This window comes from Anaerococcoides asporogena (genome assembly GCF_029590275.1).
GTDB lineage: Bacteria > Bacillota > Clostridia > Clostridiales > Clostridiaceae > JG1575.
In genome coordinates, this window is record NZ_CP120965.1 from 2,928,581 (window position 1) to 2,947,419 (window position 18,839).

The 18,839-nt window shown below is 49.9% G+C and carries 15 protein-coding genes and 1 other annotated feature; of the genes, 5 read left to right on the forward strand and 10 right to left on the reverse strand.

Annotated elements, in window-relative coordinates:
- Positions 1-8: 8 nt before the first annotated feature.
- Positions 9-1,163, reverse strand: coding sequence for a CHAT domain-containing protein (locus P6M73_RS13455; protein WP_277853545.1), 1,155 nt, complete (start codon positions 1,161-1,163; stop codon positions 9-11).
- Positions 1,164-2,115: 952 nt separating this feature from the next.
- Positions 2,116-2,398 (forward strand) — a binding site (T-box leader).
- 163 nt (positions 2,399-2,561) lie between these two features.
- On the opposite strand from P6M73_RS13455, the gene P6M73_RS13460 reads away from it, so the two are divergent.
- Complete coding sequence (locus P6M73_RS13460; protein ID WP_277853546.1) at positions 2,562-4,010, forward strand: tryptophanase; 1,449 nt, start codon at positions 2,562-2,564, stop codon at positions 4,008-4,010.
- A 305-nt stretch (positions 4,011-4,315) separates the two neighbouring features.
- Here P6M73_RS13460 and P6M73_RS13465 read toward each other — a convergent pair whose 3' ends face one another.
- Complete coding sequence (locus tag P6M73_RS13465; RefSeq protein ID WP_277853547.1) at positions 4,316-6,250, reverse strand: 4Fe-4S dicluster domain-containing protein; 1,935 nt, start codon at positions 6,248-6,250, stop codon at positions 4,316-4,318.
- Positions 6,250-7,695, reverse strand: a complete 1,446-nt coding sequence (locus tag P6M73_RS13470; RefSeq protein ID WP_277853548.1) for a molybdopterin oxidoreductase family protein — start codon at positions 7,693-7,695, stop codon at positions 6,250-6,252. Before P6M73_RS13470 ends, P6M73_RS13465 begins: the two co-directional genes overlap by 1 nt.
- 100 nt (positions 7,696-7,795) lie before the next feature.
- Here P6M73_RS13470 and P6M73_RS13475 point away from each other — a divergent pair, with 100 nt between their 5' ends.
- On the forward strand, positions 7,796-8,788 hold the full coding sequence (locus P6M73_RS13475) for an IS5 family transposase (protein ID WP_277853549.1): 993 nt from the start codon (positions 7,796-7,798) through the stop codon (positions 8,786-8,788).
- Positions 8,789-8,906: 118 nt separating this feature from the next.
- Here the strand turns inward: P6M73_RS13475 and P6M73_RS13480 are convergent, their stop codons facing one another.
- Both P6M73_RS13480 and P6M73_RS13485 read right to left on the reverse strand, forming a co-directional pair.
- Positions 8,907-9,035 (reverse strand): hypothetical protein, encoded by a 129-nt coding sequence (locus P6M73_RS13480; protein WP_277853550.1) that lies wholly within the window; start codon positions 9,033-9,035, stop codon positions 8,907-8,909.
- Positions 9,036-9,095: 60 nt separating this feature from the next.
- Entirely contained in the window at positions 9,096-9,497 is a 402-nt protein-coding gene (locus P6M73_RS13485) for a molybdopterin-dependent oxidoreductase (protein ID WP_277855781.1), read from the reverse strand.
- A gap of 1,062 nt (positions 9,498-10,559) precedes the next feature.
- Here P6M73_RS13485 and P6M73_RS13490 point away from each other — a divergent pair.
- Positions 10,560-11,417 (forward strand): proline iminopeptidase-family hydrolase, encoded by an 858-nt coding sequence (locus P6M73_RS13490; RefSeq protein WP_277853551.1) that lies wholly within the window; start codon positions 10,560-10,562, stop codon positions 11,415-11,417.
- Between the two features lie 393 nt (positions 11,418-11,810).
- Here P6M73_RS13490 and P6M73_RS13495 read toward each other — a convergent pair whose 3' ends face one another.
- Genes P6M73_RS13495 through P6M73_RS13510 form a run of 4 tightly spaced genes read right to left on the reverse strand, consistent with a single transcriptional unit; the run spans position 11,811 to position 16,193 of the window.
- On the reverse strand, positions 11,811-12,935 hold the full coding sequence (locus tag P6M73_RS13495; RefSeq protein WP_277853552.1) for an ABC transporter permease: 1,125 nt from the start codon (positions 12,933-12,935) through the stop codon (positions 11,811-11,813).
- Entirely contained in the window at positions 12,932-13,966 is a 1,035-nt protein-coding gene (locus P6M73_RS13500) for an ABC transporter ATP-binding protein (protein ID WP_277853553.1), read from the reverse strand. Before P6M73_RS13500 ends, P6M73_RS13495 begins: the two co-directional genes overlap by 4 nt.
- The gene (locus tag P6M73_RS13505) at positions 13,967-14,971 is read right to left on the reverse strand and encodes an ABC transporter ATP-binding protein (RefSeq protein WP_277853554.1); all 1,005 of its coding nucleotides are present in this window, start codon (positions 14,969-14,971) and stop codon (positions 13,967-13,969) included.
- Positions 14,964-16,193 carry an HlyD family secretion protein gene (locus tag P6M73_RS13510; RefSeq protein ID WP_277853555.1) on the reverse strand — a complete coding sequence of 410 codons (1,230 nt, stop codon included), beginning with the start codon at positions 16,191-16,193 and terminating at the stop codon, positions 14,964-14,966. Before P6M73_RS13510 ends, P6M73_RS13505 begins: the two co-directional genes overlap by 8 nt.
- Before the next feature lie 175 nt (positions 16,194-16,368).
- On the opposite strand from P6M73_RS13510, the gene P6M73_RS13515 reads away from it, so the two are divergent.
- On the forward strand, positions 16,369-17,055 hold the full coding sequence (locus P6M73_RS13515) for a Crp/Fnr family transcriptional regulator (RefSeq protein WP_277853556.1): 687 nt from the start codon (positions 16,369-16,371) through the stop codon (positions 17,053-17,055).
- Between the two features lie 240 nt (positions 17,056-17,295).
- Here the strand turns inward: P6M73_RS13515 and P6M73_RS13520 are convergent, their stop codons facing one another.
- Complete coding sequence (locus tag P6M73_RS13520) at positions 17,296-17,880, reverse strand: uracil-DNA glycosylase family protein (protein ID WP_277853557.1); 585 nt, start codon at positions 17,878-17,880, stop codon at positions 17,296-17,298.
- A gap of 364 nt (positions 17,881-18,244) precedes the next feature.
- On the opposite strand from P6M73_RS13520, the gene P6M73_RS13525 reads away from it, so the two are divergent.
- Positions 18,245-18,664 (forward strand): HutP family protein, encoded by a 420-nt coding sequence (locus tag P6M73_RS13525; protein WP_277853558.1) that lies wholly within the window; start codon positions 18,245-18,247, stop codon positions 18,662-18,664.
- The last annotated feature ends 175 nt before the right edge of the window (positions 18,665-18,839 follow it).

Sequence of the window (18,839 nt, forward strand, 5' to 3'; positions counted from 1 at the left end):
TCGCCTCCTTACTTGGACATGGTGTAGAGGTCGCGCCGGTCACTGGAGGCGGCATCGCCAAACAGAATGGCGCTGTTGCCTGTCAGATCGCCTGTTTCCTCAAGTTCCCAGAGGGTCCGGCGTCGTGCCTCCTGGAATGCCAGGCCAACGTTTTCCCGCTCAAACAGATTATTGTAGAACATTTCGCAGAAGATTCCCGCGCCGGTATCCGATACCGGCCAATAGTAGCCCGCACAGGCCGACGCCCCGGCTGCGATGAAGGCCGCAGCCAGGCCGCTGGAGTGTTTTTTCCGGCTGACCAGCCGCCGCCCGCCGGAAGTCCGGCCAGACTCACAGGCGCTGGTGAAAACAAAGTAAGGCGGAGCGGTCCATTCCAGCTTCAGGATCTCATCGGCAGTTAACAGGCCGTCATAAAATTTCAATCCGCTGCGCTGCGGTGCCTGCCGGTCAAAACTGCCATGACCCGAAAAATGCAGGATATCGTAGGTCCCCGGCGCGATCCGGCGCCTGAACTCAGCCAGGGTGGCCGATTCGGCCGCCAGGACATCCACCTTGATCCGAAAGCCCAGGCGTTCTCCCTCCAGGTTCTTCAGGACGTCGAGCTCTCTCTGCCCGGATGCCAGATCCCCGCTGGTATCAGCCACTGCCAGAATGCGCAGGCAGGAATCCTCCGACAAAGGATCTCGATTGGGCCGCAGGATTTCCCGGGTCGATACCAGTCGGCCAAAGGGAATTTCCAGGCTCAGCGGGTTTCCGCCGGGTCCGATCAGTTCCCAGGGCAGGTTTTGAATGGTTTCATCCACATCCAGCAAAATCGCCGTAGGATGAAGCCCTTCCAGGATCGTTCGCCCCCGCTCCCCGATAAATTGCTGATACAGCAGTCCGCCCAATTCTCTGGCACAAGCCCGGGCTGTCTCCCTCGTCAGCTGCGCGTTCAGGCTCCATTGGTACAACGCCTCCGTCAGATCGAGCAGCCTGTTCTCCGTTTCCCGATCCACCGTGACATTCCGCTGCCAGGTAACGCCCGAGCCTTCCACATGGATGGAAATCAGAAATTTCAGGGTCTCCCCCGGTTTCGGCAATGCCGGGGAATAGCGGGCGATGGTGATGTGAACGACACTTGGCAATGACTTACCGTTTTTGCGGAAAAATCCTCCAATCATATGGACACCTCCAGTTCACTATGTACCAGCCGGCCACAATGGTCATGTTTTGTTCCAGCAACTGCGCAAAAATACAGCGAACGAAATGAAAATGGAAATATTGCCCCGACTCTGCTTCTGAACCTGCACAGTTCAGTTGGTGATAAAAGCTGGTTTTATCGCCTCGGCTGTTTTTCTCCATCACTCGTGTGACGTTTCCAAATTTTCCGGAAAAACGAAAAAACCGGCACTACGTCCGGGTCAGCCGGCCGTATTCAGTCGACTCCAAATCGGCTGACATGACATCCATGGCTGTTTACTTTTTCCATCCATTATTTCTCTGAATGATAGGCTCATCTCAAATAATTGAATCACATTATTGTTTTGATATTTAATATTAGATCTTCGATAAGATGGAGTCAAATATGATGAATTTATTATCATACCTTTCCCAGTATTATTAGTATTTTTATATTTCGGTTCTTTTTCTTATATTTGATAAAAATACCCTGTTCAAAATAACTCAGGTCACACAAACTCAGAATCAGAGCGGAAACACACCGGTTTTACCTAGTATTCTCTGCGGGCTTAGTAATGGCTCCCCTCTGAAATTTCACACGATGCCTTAGTGAACCGCTGCCTTTCCTTCATCAGCTGCCCGATCTTTCGAACTGTGTTGAGGTTTCTCACCGTGATCTCTTTATATAGCGGAGTACTCACCAGTTTGATCAGTATCATCCGTATGCTCTACTTTGCACAAATATCCCGCATCGATTTCCTTCTTGGTGATTACACCTTCATCATACATCCAGCCCATTGTCTTTACTACCTGAACAGCTTAGCCTGAACCGCCTTGCCAATGCATCGATACGCGCCTTGTCTGTCTGGTCAACGTTTGCGATCAATCATCCGGAAATTTCCTGAAAAAAACCGTTGACTTTCATCACTCTTGTTTGTATGATTATGTAAATTATGCAGCGCTATGAACGAGACCAGTAAAATCGACCCAGCCTAACAGAGAGCAACCGGATGGTGAAAGGTGCAGGACCGTCGATTTGAATACACTCGGGAGCGATTCTCCAAAATAAGGCGGGATTCTTATCCCCTCTTGCAGTAGGCAGATTCGGAACAGCCACCGTTACAGGGCTTGTCGGGTATCTTTGGTCTGTGTGACCTGAGTATTCCGGCTGAGGTTTGGATCCGCCGGATCCGGATGAAGAAAGGTGGTACCACGGATTATAAGAGCCGTCCTTTGAAACTTAACTGTTTCAAAGGACGGCTCTTTTGATTTCGAGTACTACCATCAAATAATATTAACTAAATATTTATGCGAACAATGAACGATTCAATCAGACAATCGTGCGCACAGACAATCATGCGAAACAATAATCATACGAACAGATGAGGAGTGAACAGTACATGTCAGAAGTCAGATTTTTCAGCGGTGAACAAATTCCATTGGAGATGCACAAGGTCCGGATTATCCAGAAACTCTATCTGCCGGATGTGGATCAGCGATTCCTTGCCATGACCGAAGCCGGCAACAATACCTTCCTGCTCAGAAACCGGGATGTCTTCCTGGATATGCTGACCGACAGCGGGGTCAACGCCATGAGCGATCGCCAGCAGGCTGCGATGCTGATGGCAGACGACAGCTATGCCGGCAGCGAAACCTACTTCAAGCTGGAGCAAAAAATCAAAGAGATCTTCGGCATGGACTACTTCCTGCCGGCTCATCAGGGTCGGGCCTGTGAAAACATCATTTCCAAAGTCATGGTGACTCCAGGCAGCATCGTTCCCATGAACTATCACTTCACTACCACTAAGGCGCACATTCTGCTCAACGGCGGAGTTGTCGAGGAGATCTTTACCGATGAGGGAATAAAAGTGGAAAGCAGCCACCCCTTTAAAGGCAATCTGGATCTTTCGAAACTCAACCGCCTGATCGAACACAACGGGCCGGAAAAAATCGCTTTTGTCCGAATGGAAGCGGGGACCAACCTGATTGGGGGACAGCCCTTCTCTCTGGAGAACCTTGCTCAGGTTCGTGATATTTGTCGGAGTCAAAGTATCCCGCTGGTTCTGGATGCCAGCCTGCTGTCCGACAACCTCTATTTCATGAAAATCAGGGAGGAGCAGTGCCAGAATCTGAGCATCGCGGAGATCACCCGCCGAATTTCCGATCTTTGTGACATCATCTACTTCTCAGCCAGAAAGCTCAGTTTTGCCCGCGGCGGCGGCATTGTGATCCGGGATGAGCAAACTTACCGAAAATTTCAGGAACTGATTCCGCTGTATGAAGGATTCCTGACCTATGGCGGCATGTCTGTTCGGGAAATGGAAGCCATGACCGTTGGTCTGGATGAGACCATGGATCTGGATATGATCAATCAGGGACCGCAGTTCATTGCTTACATGGCAGATGAACTCGCCCGGCGCGGAATTCCCGTCGTCACGCCGGCCGGCGGCCTCGGCTGTCACCTGGATGCCATGCGTTTCGTATCGCATATTCCGCAGCAGCAGTACCCGGCCGGCGCATTGGCCTCTGCCCTCTATCTGGTGAGCGGCATCCGTGGAATGGAGCGCGGTACCCTATCCGAACAACGAGGCGAGGACGGCACCGAAACACTCTCTTCCATGGAACTGCTTCGTCTGGCAATCCCCCGGCGAGTCTACACTCTGTCTCAACTCAAGTATGCCATCGACCGAATCCACTGGCTCTATGAGAATCGAAGCCTGATCGGCGGTTTATCCTTCTACGAGGAACCCAAGGTTTTGCGCTTCTTCTTCGGCAAGCTGAAGCCTGTGTCTGACTGGCAGCAGCGCCTGGTGGCCAAGTTCAAGGAGGATTTCGGCGACAGTCTTTAGATGAACTTCCTGCTGGCTGAGAGGGGTTGCTTTGAGTTCTTTCAGGTCATTGTAATGTTTCATTCATCATGACGGACAGTATCTATTGGGAATCCTGCAATGTCAGTCAAACGGGCTCTGCAGTCAGGCTGGGTGACTGGCATGGTCAGCCCCTGCATCCTGTCCCGAACAGAGTCAGAAAATTTCGACTGTTCTGTATGATGCAGGCCTCTCGTCTGAGTCAGAGGTTGACTCAGACACAACCTTGCAACTGAAGACACGGCTGGTTCCCTGGAGAACCAGCCGTGTCTTCAGTTCGAACAGAATCAATATTCTGGCGGCAGTGCCATCATTTCCTGGTAGGTGAACACCGGGCCATCCACGCACATGTAATGGGAGTCCACTTTGCAATGGCCGCATTTTCCGGCACCGCACCGCATATGGGTTTCCAGAGTTACCAGGATTTCATCCGGCTTCATCCCCAGATCCATCAGGTCCCGGGCAACTTTTTTAATCCGTTCCGGCGAGGCACAGACCAGGGCCGTGGTACTGGCCCAGTCCAGATCCAGACCAGGCAGCAGGTCATTGACGTAACCCTTGTAGGCTGCGACCTGATCCGTTGGTTCCTTGATGGCATACAGGACGGTCAGGTTCGGGACTTTGGCCCACTCCTTCATTTCATCCTTGTACAGCAGCTTTTCATACTGAAGGGCACTGGCCATCACATAGATCTGTCGGAATTCCTCTGCGTGCTTCATGACCGGTTCGATGACCGTCCGAAGGGGTGCCATGGCTACGCCGGACCCGATGAAAATCAGATTCCGCCCTTTCAGGGACTCATAGGGGAACGCCCTGCCGTAGGGTCCGCGCAGGCCGACAATATCGCCTTCCTTCATTTTAAAGAGAGTATCCGTCACGGAACCGACATTCTTGAAGTCAAAGACCAGTTCATCGGTCTGATCCGGTCCAAAAGGAATGGACAGCGGAACCTCTCCTTCGCCGAATACGGTGACCTGGAAGAACTGCCCTTTGTGCTCGTAATGCCGATGCATCTCCGGATCCTCATACTTCATGAACAGACGCTTAATGTCCGGTGTCTCCTGCCTGACCCGGGTAATGGTCGCCACATCCGGGGTAAACAGACCGTTTTGGGATTTGATTTCGCGATCCATGATCTCATGGCGCAGCTTGGTTGTCTGGTGAACAGCCGGGGCCTGAGGATTTTCCCGGGCTGTTTTCTGGATCGATCCGATGATATCAATAATGCTGATATAAGTCGGACAGACATCCGTACAGCGGCCGCAGCCCGAACAGCCTTTAAAGCCAAACCGTTCCTCAATGTACTTCAGCTTGTCATATATCCGGTAGCGGACCCGGGATACTGCATCCCGGGGATTATGATACTCCGCGTTCCGCGTGAAATGAGCGCTCTGGCAGGAATCCCAGTACCGGACCCGCCGTCCCTGCTCTTCATCAATCTTTTCTTCCACAACGTTAAAGCAGGTACAGGTGGGGCATACATTGGTACAACCCGTGCAGCCGATGCAGGCGTTGGCTTCGTCAAGCCAGAAATCGGCATCAAAGGTCCTGGCCATGTCCTCCCACAGATTGGTCAGATCCATCTTCAGCGGGAAACGGTCCTCGACTGTTTTTTGCAGGGCGTCTTTCGCTTCCAGGATCTTTTCATCGACTTCCTGGAAGCACGCTGCCGCAGCCTCAATGAGCTCCTCCCCCTTCGGCGTTCTCACTTCAACCAGATAGAAGGACTCCATCGGCGTGAAGGCCAGATCATGCCCTAGGGTGGAAAAGACACCGGTGCCGACAGACGTGCAGAAGCAGTGTTTTCCAGCCCGAAGACAGTTCACGGCAACGATCGCTGTGTCGGCCCGCCGGGATCCATAGTTCGGGTCCGGAAATTCCCGCAGGAAAAAACGGTCGGTGTATGCAATGCCATACGTATCACAGGCCCTGACCCCGTAAAGAATTCGGTTTTTCGAATGCTGGTGGGCCAGTCCCTCCACCTGGATGGTGCCTTCCTTGCGCTGCCACTGGAATAATCCTTCCTTCTGCTGAAACACCATTTCCTTCACCGGAAGCGTCAGATTGATATAGTCTTCCGTCCGTTCTCCCTGCCCCAGGGGCTTCAGTTGAATGTCCCTGCCTTTGCCCGTCGGAACATACACGGTACTGGACTGATTCCATCGATTCAGCACCTCATCCAGGCGGGCGGAGTCCAAAGTGTACAATTTCGTTTTTTCCATTATTCCACCTCAATTCGTACGGCTGAAACTTTCAGGGCCGGAATATTGATAATCGGGTCAAGATTCTGACCCGTCAGCCGATTGGCTGGGGATTCAGCAAAATGGAACGGGACAAACAGGGTCTTCTCATTGATGCGGTCCGTTACCATCGCTGGTGCGACAATGCTGCCGCGGGCTGATGTAATTCGAACCCGCTGGTGGTCCCTGATGCCAAGATCTTTAGCATCCTTGGTATTGATTTCCACAAAGCCTTCGGGATATTCCAGTGCCAGCGTCCAGACTTTCCGGGTCATGGTGCCGGTATGATATTGATGGGTGACTCTTCCCGTGGTCAGCAGGAACGGATATTCCTCGCTGCGCTGATCGCCCAGGAATTCAAAATCATTGACGGTAAACAGCCCTTTGCCCCGCTTGAACTCTCCGACATGCAGAATCGGAGTTCCGGGATGGGTCGGGTCCGGACAGGGCCACTGAATGCCGACTTCTCGGATTCGATCGTGGGTAATTCCGCCGTAGATATCCGTCGCGATGTTAATTTCATCCATGATATCGGATGGATTCTGGTAATCCACCTCCATTCCGATCCGCTTCATAATTTCAATCATGATCTGCCAGTCCGGCCTGGAATTGCCGATGGGATGTATTACTTCATGAATCATCTGCACCCTGCGGTCGGTATTGGTATAGGTTCCTTCCCGCTCCAGAAAACTGGCGGCGGGCAGAACCACATCGGCAAACTGAGCGGTTTCCGTCAGAAAGATATCCTGTACCACCAGGAATGGCACCTTTTCCAGACAATGGATGGTATGGGTCTGGTCGGGGTCGGAAAGCACAGGGTTTTCCCCAACGACGTAGACGGCGTTCATTATGCCTTCATCGATGAGGTTGAACATTTGAATGATGTTATTGCCTCTCAGGCAGGAAAAGTCTCCCCAGATTCTGGAAAAGCGCTCTTTCGTTGCCGGCCACTCCGGACGCTGGTAACCCGGCAGGAAATCCGGCAGAGCGCCCATATCCCCCGCTCCCTGAACATTATTCTGGCCGCGCAAAGGATTAATTCCCGTTGATGGTCGCCCGACATGCCCGGTGATCATGGCGAGATTCGCCAGGGCACGGATGCTTTTGACGGCCGTCGTCTGCTGAGTTACCCCCATGGTGAAGAGAATCATCGCCTTATCCGCCGCTGCATATTTCCGGGCAAACTCGCGGATCGTATCAGCCGGCACCCGGGAAATGGATTCCGCCCATTCCGGCGTACACTCCGCCACCGACTCCTTCATTTCTTCATAGTTTTCTGTCCGGGTTCTGATAAATTCTTCATCGGTGAGCTGTTCCCTGAGGATGGTATGAATCATGGCATTGATCATGGGCAGGTTCGTTCCCGGCTCAATGGGCGCGTACCCATGGGCAAAATCTGTCAGCCGGATTTTGCGGGGATCGACCACATACAGCTTAGGGAAACGCTGATTAATTCTGTTGTCTGTAACTCTGAGGAACGCTCTCACGATATAATTTAAGTATTACGTTACCAGCGAGGTTTTTCTTATGAAGCAGCAGACTTTCAGTGATTTTGAATACGCACATCGCCGCAAGACTACAAAGAGAGAAGAGTTTCTTGATTCTATGGAAACTATCATTCCCTGGAAAGATTGGGTCGAGATGATTCGCCCCTACTATCCTCAGGGAAAACGCGGCAGAAAGCCCATCGAAATTGAAACAATGCTTCGGATGTACCTGATGCAAAATTGGTTTAACCTCTCCGATGTTGCAATGGAAGACGCCATCTATGACAGTTATGCCATGCGCAAATTCATGCGGCTGGACTTCATCTCGCAGCAAGTGCCTGACGCAACCACGCTTCTTCACTTTCGCCATTTAATGGAAAGCCATCTCTTGGGGGAGAAGATCTTTCATGATGTCACCAGACGCTTGGAATCTGCCGGACTAATGATGCATGGCGGCACCATCGTGGATGCCACCATTATTGCAGCCCCCAGTTCTACCAAGAACCAGACGGGAGAACGAGACCCTGAGATGCACCAGACAAAGAAAGGCAATCAGTGGTACTTTGGGATGAAGGTTCATACCGGAGTTTGCGCCGGCAGTGGGTATGTCCATACAGTCACAGGGACTGCGGCCAATGTCCATGACATAAACGAGACACACAAACTGATTCGTCCCGATGATGAAGTAGCTTACGGAGATTCCGGCTATAATGGAGTCGAGTCAAGAAAAGAATTCACCGAGGATCCGCACTTATCTACTATTGAATTTCGCAGCAATGTTCGCCCTTCCAAGATCAAGACCAATAAGAACTATCCCGGGATCCAGTGGGACCGGGCAATTGAACAACGCAAATCATCCATTCGAAGCAAAGTGGAGCACCCATTTTTGATCGTCAAACGGTTCTTTGGTTATGCCAAAGTAGTTTATCGGGGGATCAGCAAAAATTTGAATAGATTCAACATCTTGTTTGCCAGCGCCAATTTGTTGAATTGTATTCGTGCAAAACGAACGAAAGAATTCTGCATGGGATAAGTGCGCCCAAAATTGGGGGTTAGCCCACAAAACGGGCTGAAATCGCACTAAAATCCAGCATTTTTGTGCACCCATGAGCAAAAAAACAACATAATGACCGAACTGGGAAACGTTAACCTCAAATAATCAGTGTTTCCTTAGCTCCACGGTCCAACGCTTCAAAGATTCGAGTACTGACCAGAGGATGCTGTTCCGTGGTGTTGGAGCCAATCACCAGGATCAGATCGGCATCCGAAATGTCATCCATTGGATTGGTGGCACCACCGGTGCCAAAAGATGTAGAAAGACCTTCTACTGTGGGGCTGTGTCAGAGACGGGCACAATGGTCGATGCTGCTCGTCTTTAACCCGGCCCGGGCCAGTTTGGCCATCAGGAAATTTTCTTCATTGGTGCAGCGAGCGGAAGAAATCAGGCCGATACGGTCCGTGTTATCTCCGTGCCCCATGGCAGATTTCAGGCCTGTCGCCACTTTATCCAGCGCTTCCTCCCAGCTGGCTTCCCGGAATGATCCGTCCGCCTGACGGATTAAAGGAGACGCCAGGCGGCGGGAATCCCGGACAAACGCGTAGCCATGCCACCCCTTGGAGCAAAGCCTGCCCTGGCTGACCACATGATTATAGCTCGGCGTAATGCCCAGCACGGTATCATCGTCCGCGACATTGACATAAATCCCGCAGCCGCAGCCACAGTAGCCACAAATAGTTTCCACCCGTTTCAATAAAAATCCCTCCCTTAACCTATATAAGATTTTCTCAGCCGCTTCACCGGATTGACCTCAGTTGCCACTAATTGACATCAGCTTCAGCTGGTCATGACCAGTTGCCTTTCTATGAGCTCCCTCTGCTCACTGCCAATTCTTCGCTGGCTTTATTCCTTCACCATTCTTTGATTCTGCAATGTCATTCACGTTTATTAGGAGAATCCCGGCAAGTCGAAAATACGCCTGTAAACGGATTCATAAAGTTTGATTCCATTTTATCCTGAATTCTTGAATAATAGAAGGATTTTATCAGAATCAATTGAATGCGATTTATTATGACCGTTTTCCCCAGCCTCTCGTTCTGAACGGGGAATCAGCCCGATAATTTGGCCTGTTACCAAAAGCCTTAAAATGAGCCGCATGCACTATGGAAATTGCCAGATTGGATTTAACATCAATAGCATGACTAGCAAAGGTGCTGGATCATTGGGAAGCCCGCTGACAAAATCTCTCAATGTTCAAGAGTAGTCCATGTCCCGACCTGTATCGCAGAGGCAAAAATTCCTTCAAACGCCAATTTCCTGATGTTCGATGATTACCGATAGATTAATTCCTTAACTATCCAAACACTCCCAGTTTACCGGATTATACCGGTTCATCCTGACTGGGCTTTGAATCAGCCATGAGTGCGGTTCGATATACAGGAGGGCGAGAGCAAATCAATAAATTTATACTGAAGTATGATTCCAGTTTGAACCCCTCTTAAAGGCGCTTGCCACTCATCCATTGTGTTATAATGAAGCTGAAATTCGGACCCTTCAATTCGCATCTGTCTTAATTTATGGAACTTTGACGACCAGGAAATGATTTTTGAAGCCAATTGATAACCGCACTGAATCGGAGGATCTTCCCGTAACCTGATGCCCTGTGACGTTCGAGTCAGACAGGTGATTGAAAGAAGGTGAAGGCTGACAATTCATTCAGAAAGCCGTTTCAATATTTTTTTCACCGTATATCTGACTAATTGTATACAGCATGATTCAAAGTAATGTCCTGAAGGAGGGAAGTATTTTGGAAGAAGGCTTGATCAATGTCCAAGGCAAGAATATCTGGTATGGTGTGTTCGGCAAAGAAAAACCTGGGACACCGCTCCTGGTGGTTCACGGAGGACCTGGTTTCTGCTCAATCCTGGAGCCCGGTGAAGGCTTGTCAGAGAATCGTCCAGTGTATCTTTACGACCAGCTTGGCAGTTTGAGATCCGAAAAAGCGAACAGTTTAGAAGATTATACTGTGGATTATTTCGTTGAGGAACTGATGCAAGTCATCAAATCACTTGATCTGGAGAAGGTAATACTCATGGGATTTTCTTGGGGTGGTGGGTTGACCACAAAGTATGTGCTGGATAAGAAACCAGCTGAAGTCACTGCCCTGATCCTCAATTCCCCTTTCTTAAGCGCTCAGGCTTTTACAGAGGATGTCCGCAAAAATATGTCTCGACTCCCTGAAACTGTCCGGCATACCATTGACCGACTTGAACAGGAGAACAATTTTGGCGAAGAGTATGAGGGAGCAATTCTCGAGTATTACAAGGTCTTTGGCTGTCGGGCCAGACCTCTGCCTCGAATTGTCGGAGAAATGATGGCAACTGCAAATTATGAGGTATACGGAAAATTACAGGGGCCGAGTGAGATTAAATTGACCGGAGATCTGCGAGATTTTGATCTTACCCCCCAGCTAGGCAGCCTTAACATTCCAGTCCTGCTGATTTCTGGCGATAACGATGAAATTACCGTTGAAACAATGAGAGCTTATCAACTGGCGATCCCGGATGCCCGCCTGGCGATCATTCCTGACGCAGGCCACCTCAACTTCATCGACCAGCCAGATCTATTCAATATCCTCATCAATCGCTTCACCGGTAAATTCTAAATCCTGTCAGATAAATTAAGCCTAATAAATAAGAAGCATAACCGATACCTCATATCACCAAACTTGGTGATATGAGGTTTTTTCATTGCACCGGAGAATGACCGATCTGTAAATCCGAGAGGATGAAGAACCCTGAAACCACTCTTTGAAGATGGTCTCAGGGTTCGAATGACCAATCCAACGAATTCATTGGATTGTGAGGCAGCGGTACGAAGTGCCGTAATGCAAGAATAACCGCCTTGCAAAAATCCCATCTCCCTGGCGTGTCCAGGGAAAGATGGGATTTTCTCAGCTTGCAGTTTTCATTCATCTGATTCCGGCTGATCGATCCGATCCATCCCAAAATCAGTCAGATCTTGAATCTAAGAGAAGTTCCTCCTTGCATCCCGCTGTTTATTCGATGGTCTTTTTAAATTTCAGGGTGGCCAGAAGCAGAAATCCAATGCCAAAGGCAGTCAGGATCATTAACTCAGCGGACAATTCCATCAGTCCATTCCCTTTTAAAATAATACCCCGCAGGACATTGATGAAGTAGGTCAGCGGCAGGACGGTGCTGATCCGGTAAATCAGATCAGGCATTGCTTCTCTCGGGAACATATACCCTGACAGGAGCAGATTGGGCATGATCATGAACATGGACAGCTGCATGGCCTGAAGCTGACTTTTGGACACGATGGAAATAAGCAGACCCATGCCCAGGGCTCCAAACAGAAAGATGATTGAAAAAAACAGCAGGAGCGGAATACTTCCGGCTATGGGCACCCGGAACCAGAAAACAGACAACGCCAGAGCCAGAACGATGTCGACAAATCCAATCACCACATACGGCACGATTTTTCCGATCATCAGCTCCATATTGGTAATAGGCGTGACAATAAGCTGTTCCATGGTACCCCGCTCTCGTTCCCTGACAATGGAAAATGATGTCAGCATCAATGTGACCGTCTGGAGGATCACCCCAATGAGGCCCGGAATGTTGAACCGGATGCTGCTCATCTGAGGGTTATACCAGACGCGGCTTCTCAGGTCCAGCGGCTGTGGTATGGGCGCGTTCAGAACCTCCTGCATAATGTTCGCGGAATGAGCCTGGAACACCCCTGCGGCACTGGATAATATCGTTTGGGCAGTGGTCGGGTCCGTCCCATCAACGATGAGCTGTACCTGGGCAGTTCCTCCGCCTTTGATCTCCCGGGAGAAATCAGCCGGGATGACAAAGCCCGCTTTGGCATTGCCGTCATCGATTTCCTGACGGAGTTCTTCCATATTCCGGGCGGCATACGTAAAATCGAAATACTGCGAATTCGTCAAATCATCCAGCAGCTGGGTGCTCTCCGCTCCGATGTCGTAGTTCAGAATTACAGCCGGAATGTGATCAACACTGGTGGATGCCGCATAACCAAACAAGAGCAGTTCCATGACAGGCATCATGATGATGATGGCTATGGTTCGTTTATCCCGTTTGATCTGGGCAAATTCTTTCCGGATAATGGCCAGGATTCGTTTGAAATTAAAAGTCATTGCTCTGCTCCTGTTGCTTTGATTGCTGGTTTCAGCCGGTTGAGCTGTTTTGTCTTGCCGCGTTCGCGCTCCACTAAATAAACAAAGACATCTTCCAGTGACGGAGCGGCAACCCGGAGACGTTCCACACGGATCCGCTGATCCGCCAGAAACTTCATCACCTCGTCGGGATCAGTTTCCGGATCAACCAAGACATGAATGCCGGACCCATAAACTGAAGCGTTCTTCACCAGGGGGTGCTGATTGAGGCACTCGATTGCTTTGAGGGTCTGATCCGCGCGGATTTCCAGGATCGTTCCGTCGATGGCGGTTTCCTTCAGCTGTTTGGGAGCATCCATGGCCAGAATATTGCCATAATACAGAAAACCGATGGTATTGCAATGCTCGGCTTCATCCATGTAGTGAGTGGTCACCAGTATTGTAACTCCGGCCTTTGACAGCTCATAGATGATATCCCAAAACTGTCGTCTGGCAATGGGATCCACTCCGCCAGTAGGTTCATCCAGCAGCAGGATCTGGGGATCATGGATAATCGAACAGCCCAGCGCAAGGCGTTGCTTCCAGCCTCCCGAAAGATTGGAAACAATGGTGTTTTCCTTGCCGGTCATTCCGGCCAGGTTCAAAATCTCTCGTTTTTTCTGATCCCGCCTTTCCTTGGAAAGATCGTATATTCCGGCATAAAAGTCCAGATTCTCGGTCACTGTCAGCTCTTCGTACAAACTGAACTTCTGGGACATATAGCCGACTTTGTCCCGAAGCCTGCGGCTGTCGGTTCCCACATCCAGACCCAGAACCCTGCCTTGACCCGAAGTGGGAGTAAGCAATCCGAGTATCATGCGAATCACCGTGGTTTTGCCGGATCCGTTGGGACCCAGAAATCCGAATACCTCGCCTTTTCTCACCTTGAAGCTGATCCCGTTCACTGCCACGAAAGAACCAAACGCTTTCTTTAAATTCATGACTTCAATGGCGGAGGCATCCGTCGGCTCTAACTTGACCCGGGTGGGTGCCTGAGCAAGAACTTGTTCCATTTACATCACCTCCCGATTGGTTTTGACCAGATGGACAAACACATCCTCGAGGGATGGCTGGGTCAGCTGCTTCGTCAGTTCCAGGGAATACATGAAGGAAAGCTCGTCCAGGTCCTTCGACAGGGCAGACGGCTGAGTGGTGACAATGTGGAGCGCGTCTCCCAGCATGTAAGCGTCCTCGGCATAATCCGAATGGGTCATCGCCTCCCGAACCAGATGATTGTCTTTGGAATAAACCCCCATAATCTGCTTGGAGAAATGACGGATGATCTGCCGAGGCGGTCCCTGGAGGATGATGCGGCCCTGATCCATCAGACCGATTTCATCACAGCGTTCTGCTTCGTCCATATAAGGCGTGCTGACAAAGATTGTTGTCCCCTGATCCCGCAGATCAAAGAGGATTTTCCACAGTTCTCTCCGGGCTACCGGATCCACCCCGATGGTGGGCTCATCCAGAAATAAATACCGGGGAGCGTGAATCAGATTGCAGGACAGCGCGAGCTTCTGTTTCATGCCCCCTGACAGCTGATCCGCCAGTTTGCCGACATGATCGCTCAGATTGCTGAATTCCAGCAATTCGCCGATCCGTTTTTTTCGAATATCCGGTGGAATCTGATATATATCCGAATAAAACTCCAGATTCTCCAACACGGTCAGATCCCCGTACAGGCTGAACCGCTGAGGCATGTAACCCATCAGCTGACGGATCCTTCGACGATCTGACCTGATATCCAGACCGTGAATCAATGCACTCCCTCCGGTCGGGTCGATGAGTGAACACAGCATCCGCATGGTGGTTGTCTTCCCCGCACCATCGGGTCCTACCAGACCAAAAATCGTGTGGGCCCGAACTGAAAAACTCAAATCGTCAACAGCCCTTACGCCGCCAAAGAACCGGGTGAGTCCCCTGACGATGATCCCCGACTGGTCTGTCGATCCCGTGACAGGGATCGACGGCGGGATCCTTTCTGTTGTTTCACCGGACTTGATCCTTTGACTATTCATTCAGTTTGAACCGCAGATCGACCGGCATGCCCGGCTTGATAATTCCCGGGCCCTCCAGCGCTCGGACCTTGACTGCAAACACCGTGTTCATTCGCTCTTCTTTCGTCTGGATATTCTTCGGAGTAAATTCCGCCTGGTCACTGATCACGGACACGATTCCCGCATAGCTCTTTGTGTCATCAGAATCCGTATGGATCTCAACCGTCTGACCGACCATTACTTTGGAAATATTCGCCTCGGAGACATACGCTTTGATTGATAAATTCGCCGGATCACTGATTCGAACCAGCGGCTTGCCCAGCGGAACAAATTCACCAGCCTTGACCGCAACATCGTTGACCGTTCCGCTCAGCGGAGAATAAATGGTCAGTTTGGACCGCTCCGCTTCCGTCAGGCGGACCGCACTTTCATACTGTTCCAGACGGATCCTGGCGATTTCTATCTCACCGCTGACCTGACTGGTCTGGGTCCTGGCATTGGAGACGGCCAGATCCCAGCCTGACTTCGCCTGAAGCATCCGATACCGCGCAACCTCCAGATTCAAATCCGACGGCTGGGATTTAAGCAATTTCAGCTGAGCTGAGACGGCGCTGTACTGAGCTTTTGCCATATTGTAATTCTTTTCAATCTCATCATATTTACTTTGATCGATTCTATGGTCATCCAGTTGGTCTTTGGCGTCATCCAGGGCCTGTTTCAGGTAGTCTCGGTTGAGTTTCGCCTGATTCAGCGTTTCCTGAGCCTGAGTGATTTCCTCCGGACTGATTCCGTCCTTGATCTTCTCATATTCGGCTTTTCCTGCCAGATAGGAATTTTCAGCCTGTTCGACTGCGGCTTGCTGCTGGATTTCGATGTTGGCCAGATTGACTTTCAACCCTTCCAGGCTGGTTTTAGCCAGCTTGGCATTCAAAATCGCCTGGTTGTACTGATTGGTAATCGTGGTGTTGCTGATTCTGGCAACAGGCTCTCCCTCTTTGATGCGACTTCCCTCTTGAACGAAGCTTTCCGCCAATGTCCCGGCAACTTCACTGGAGATCTCTATCGCATTGCTTTCAACCGTACCGGAAGCTTCCAGAAACAGTCCATCTTCTGCGTAAACCAGCGCCGTCCCCTGATTCTGGGTTCGGTTAAACACAGCAACTGCCGTCAATACTCCCAAAATCAGAAGAGGGGCCAGGACCAGTTTCCCTTTGTTCTTAAATTTTTTTATAATGTCAGTCATGATTTCCTCCTACCAGTTCAAGCGAACTACCTCTTCAATATATAATCGTTGAAGGGTCTCCTTCAGTTACCTTGGTAACTTTTCCGAAGAGAAAATGGATTATACTGAGAGAATAAGCTCAAGAAAGCACCGCAGGCCCAGCAGACAAGTCTCACATTAAACGGAAAGGAACATCATGAATACAAAATACATGAACTCAAAAACCATTCAGCTGCTAAAAAGCACGGATCTGTTTCAAAATATCCCGGAAGAAGACATCATTGATTTTTTTAAGGATCATCCCGTGATCCGGAAGTACCAGAAAGGTTCCGTCATTTACCTTCAGAATGAACTGTGCGAGACATTGGATATCATCCTGAAGGGAACCGTGACAATCCAAAAGATCGATTATGACGGGAAAATACTGACCATCAATCAATTCTGCACCGGAGAGATTCTGGGTGAAAACCTGCTTTTTTCCACGAAGAATCACTATCCCATGACGGTGTTTGCCACCAGCAATACGGAGCTTGTACAGATCAAAGCCGGAGCAATCCTGGATTGTTGCCAACGCAGCCGGATATTTCTCCAGAACCTGCTGGAATCTCTGTCAGGCAAAACCCTTATTCTGTCTGACCGGCTTAAGTCTTCCGTGAAATCCATTCGGCAAATCCTGTCTGAATTTCTTATTTATGAATCCTATCATCAGGACACCCTGACCATCCACCTGCCATCGAGCAAGAAAGAATTAGCCGAAAAAATGGGAATCCAGCGTTCCTCCCTTTCCCGTGAGTTAAACAAAATGCGCCAGGATGGACTAATTGAGTTTGATGCCAGAACCATTACCATTCATCAGATTGATTCCCTGAAAGACTTGCTCTAGTACCCCTGCATCGCGAGTCAAATGGCAAAACCAGACTGAAAGCTGATCAGTCTGGTTTGTCTTTTTCGATTCCGGAGAAGTTGAATAAAGGCACCTTATCCATCGCGCAATGCTGACTTAATATTCGATCCATCCGATCCAACCGCTCCATTCGATCCATCGGATGGGATTATTGGTATATTGGTCATACCCTCCGATTGATGTCTGCCAATCAGTATGTGGACTTAAAATTATGTCAAATTAACGGTTGAGTGATTTTTGAACCATATCCCTCAATACCGGGATTACATCACGGTTGAACCAGGGATTCCGTTGAAACCATCCGACATTTAAGGGAGAGGGATGAACGAGCGGAAAATAATCCGGCAAATAATGCTGAAAGTTCCTGACCGTATCGGTCAGGTTTTTCTCCCTTCGCCCTCCCAGATAGTATCTTTGCGCATAGTTACCGATGAGGATCAAGGTTTCAAGCTCGGGCATAGCCTCCAACAGCTGCGGGTGCCATGCTTCGGCAAATCCTTTGCGCGGCGGCAGATCGCCTGATTTCCCCTTTCCCGGATAATAGAAATCCATGGGAATATGAGCAATTCGGTCTGACTCATAGAAGACTTCCCGAGACAGCCCCATCCACTCCCGCAGACGATCTCCGCTTAAATCATTCCAGACCATGCCGGATTCTTCCGCCTTTCGTCCGGGAGCCTGGCCTACGATGGCAATGCGGGCATTCTCCGAGGCCTGAAACAGCGGCTCAATCCCTCTGCCGGTAAAAGTTTGATTGTCCTCATGAGCTATAATTTCTTGTCTGATGGCATCAAATTTTGACATAGTGCACTCCTTTGTTTCATCATAAACGGAATCAAAGCGATCGATTCCCTCCGTTCCCGGTAATCTGATTGTCTGAAGTAACTCTAATCCAATGGTACCATTGTTTTGAAGTGGCCATTATGCCATTTCAATATTATTCAAAGGATCTTCATTTCTTGGAGTTCAAGCTGATCTGCTCGCTGATTTCCCATCTTCTGAAGTCCAAAACTGGTTCCCGGCCCTTTGAATTTAGACACTGGTTTTCCGTCCTTTGTTTTTGTTGTTTCCAGCGACTGATGATTTGGCCGCCATAGAGCGTTTTTAAGTATGATGTGCTTGCCGGTATGGTAATATGGAATTATATCAACAACAACGAGGTGGAAACATGATTTCAAGTCTGGAAATCCCCCGCGAGGCCGTACGGCTCTCTTTAACGACCCGTGAAGAAGAAAAGGATATGATCCGCAGAATTGAAGAGATGGGCGGCCGGGCAGCCGCGGTGAACATCGGCGGGAATATCGCCAACAGTCTGCCCAAGATCATGGAAAGTGCGTTGGTTGCATCCCGTCGCGCCGGCCTGATTGAGCAGGACTACGCTTCGGAAGGGGCAGTCATGGGAGCTACCCGGGACGCGCTGTTCCAAATCCTCGAGCGCTCGAACAATCTGAATGTCGGCGGCAAAATCGGACTGATCCGACTCGGCAACGATATCGCGGTCTGTATCTACGTCAGCATCGGACTGCTACATCTCAATGAGTTTGCCATCGGCATCGGTCATCGCACCTTTGCCAGTCTGAACCATTAACCCTTTCTGAATCATCAATCCTTGCAGGAGCCCATGGGCTCCTGCATTTTTATGCAATTTAAGAGAATGAACTTGTAGTTGTTTACATTCTCGACATAAATGACGATTCATTAAATCGGGTGCCAGTTCCTTCATTATCTATTTAAAAATACTCATCAGTAAATACCAGAGTAAT

Excerpts from the sequence above, each read along its gene's own strand:
- P6M73_RS13455 (WP_277853545.1), bottom strand. The coding sequence starts at position 1,163 with ATGATTGGAGGATTTTTCCGCAAAAACGGTAAGTCATTGCCAAGTGTC.
- P6M73_RS13465 (WP_277853547.1), bottom strand. The coding sequence starts at position 6,250 with ATGGAAAAAACGAAATTGTACACTTTGGACTCCGCCCGCCTGGATGAG.
- P6M73_RS13495 (WP_277853552.1), bottom strand. The coding sequence starts at position 12,935 with ATGACTTTTAATTTCAAACGAATCCTGGCCATTATCCGGAAAGAATTT.
- P6M73_RS13525 (WP_277853558.1), top strand. The coding sequence starts at position 18,245 with ATGATTTCAAGTCTGGAAATCCCCCGCGAGGCCGTACGGCTCTCTTTA.
- P6M73_RS13460 (WP_277853546.1), top strand. The coding sequence starts at position 2,562 with ATGTCAGAAGTCAGATTTTTCAGCGGTGAACAAATTCCATTGGAGATG.
- P6M73_RS13515 (WP_277853556.1), top strand. The coding sequence starts at position 16,369 with ATGAATACAAAATACATGAACTCAAAAACCATTCAGCTGCTAAAAAGC.
- P6M73_RS13475 (WP_277853549.1), top strand. The coding sequence starts at position 7,796 with ATGAAGCAGCAGACTTTCAGTGATTTTGAATACGCACATCGCCGCAAG.
- P6M73_RS13520 (WP_277853557.1), bottom strand. The coding sequence starts at position 17,880 with ATGTCAAAATTTGATGCCATCAGACAAGAAATTATAGCTCATGAGGAC.
- P6M73_RS13480 (WP_277853550.1), bottom strand. The coding sequence starts at position 9,035 with ATGGATGACATTTCGGATGCCGATCTGATCCTGGTGATTGGCTCCAAC.
- P6M73_RS13510 (WP_277853555.1), bottom strand. The coding sequence starts at position 16,193 with ATGACTGACATTATAAAAAAATTTAAGAACAAAGGGAAACTGGTCCTG.
- P6M73_RS13500 (WP_277853553.1), bottom strand. The coding sequence starts at position 13,966 with ATGGAACAAGTTCTTGCTCAGGCACCCACCCGGGTCAAGTTAGAGCCG.
- P6M73_RS13505 (WP_277853554.1), bottom strand. The coding sequence starts at position 14,971 with ATGAATAGTCAAAGGATCAAGTCCGGTGAAACAACAGAAAGGATCCCG.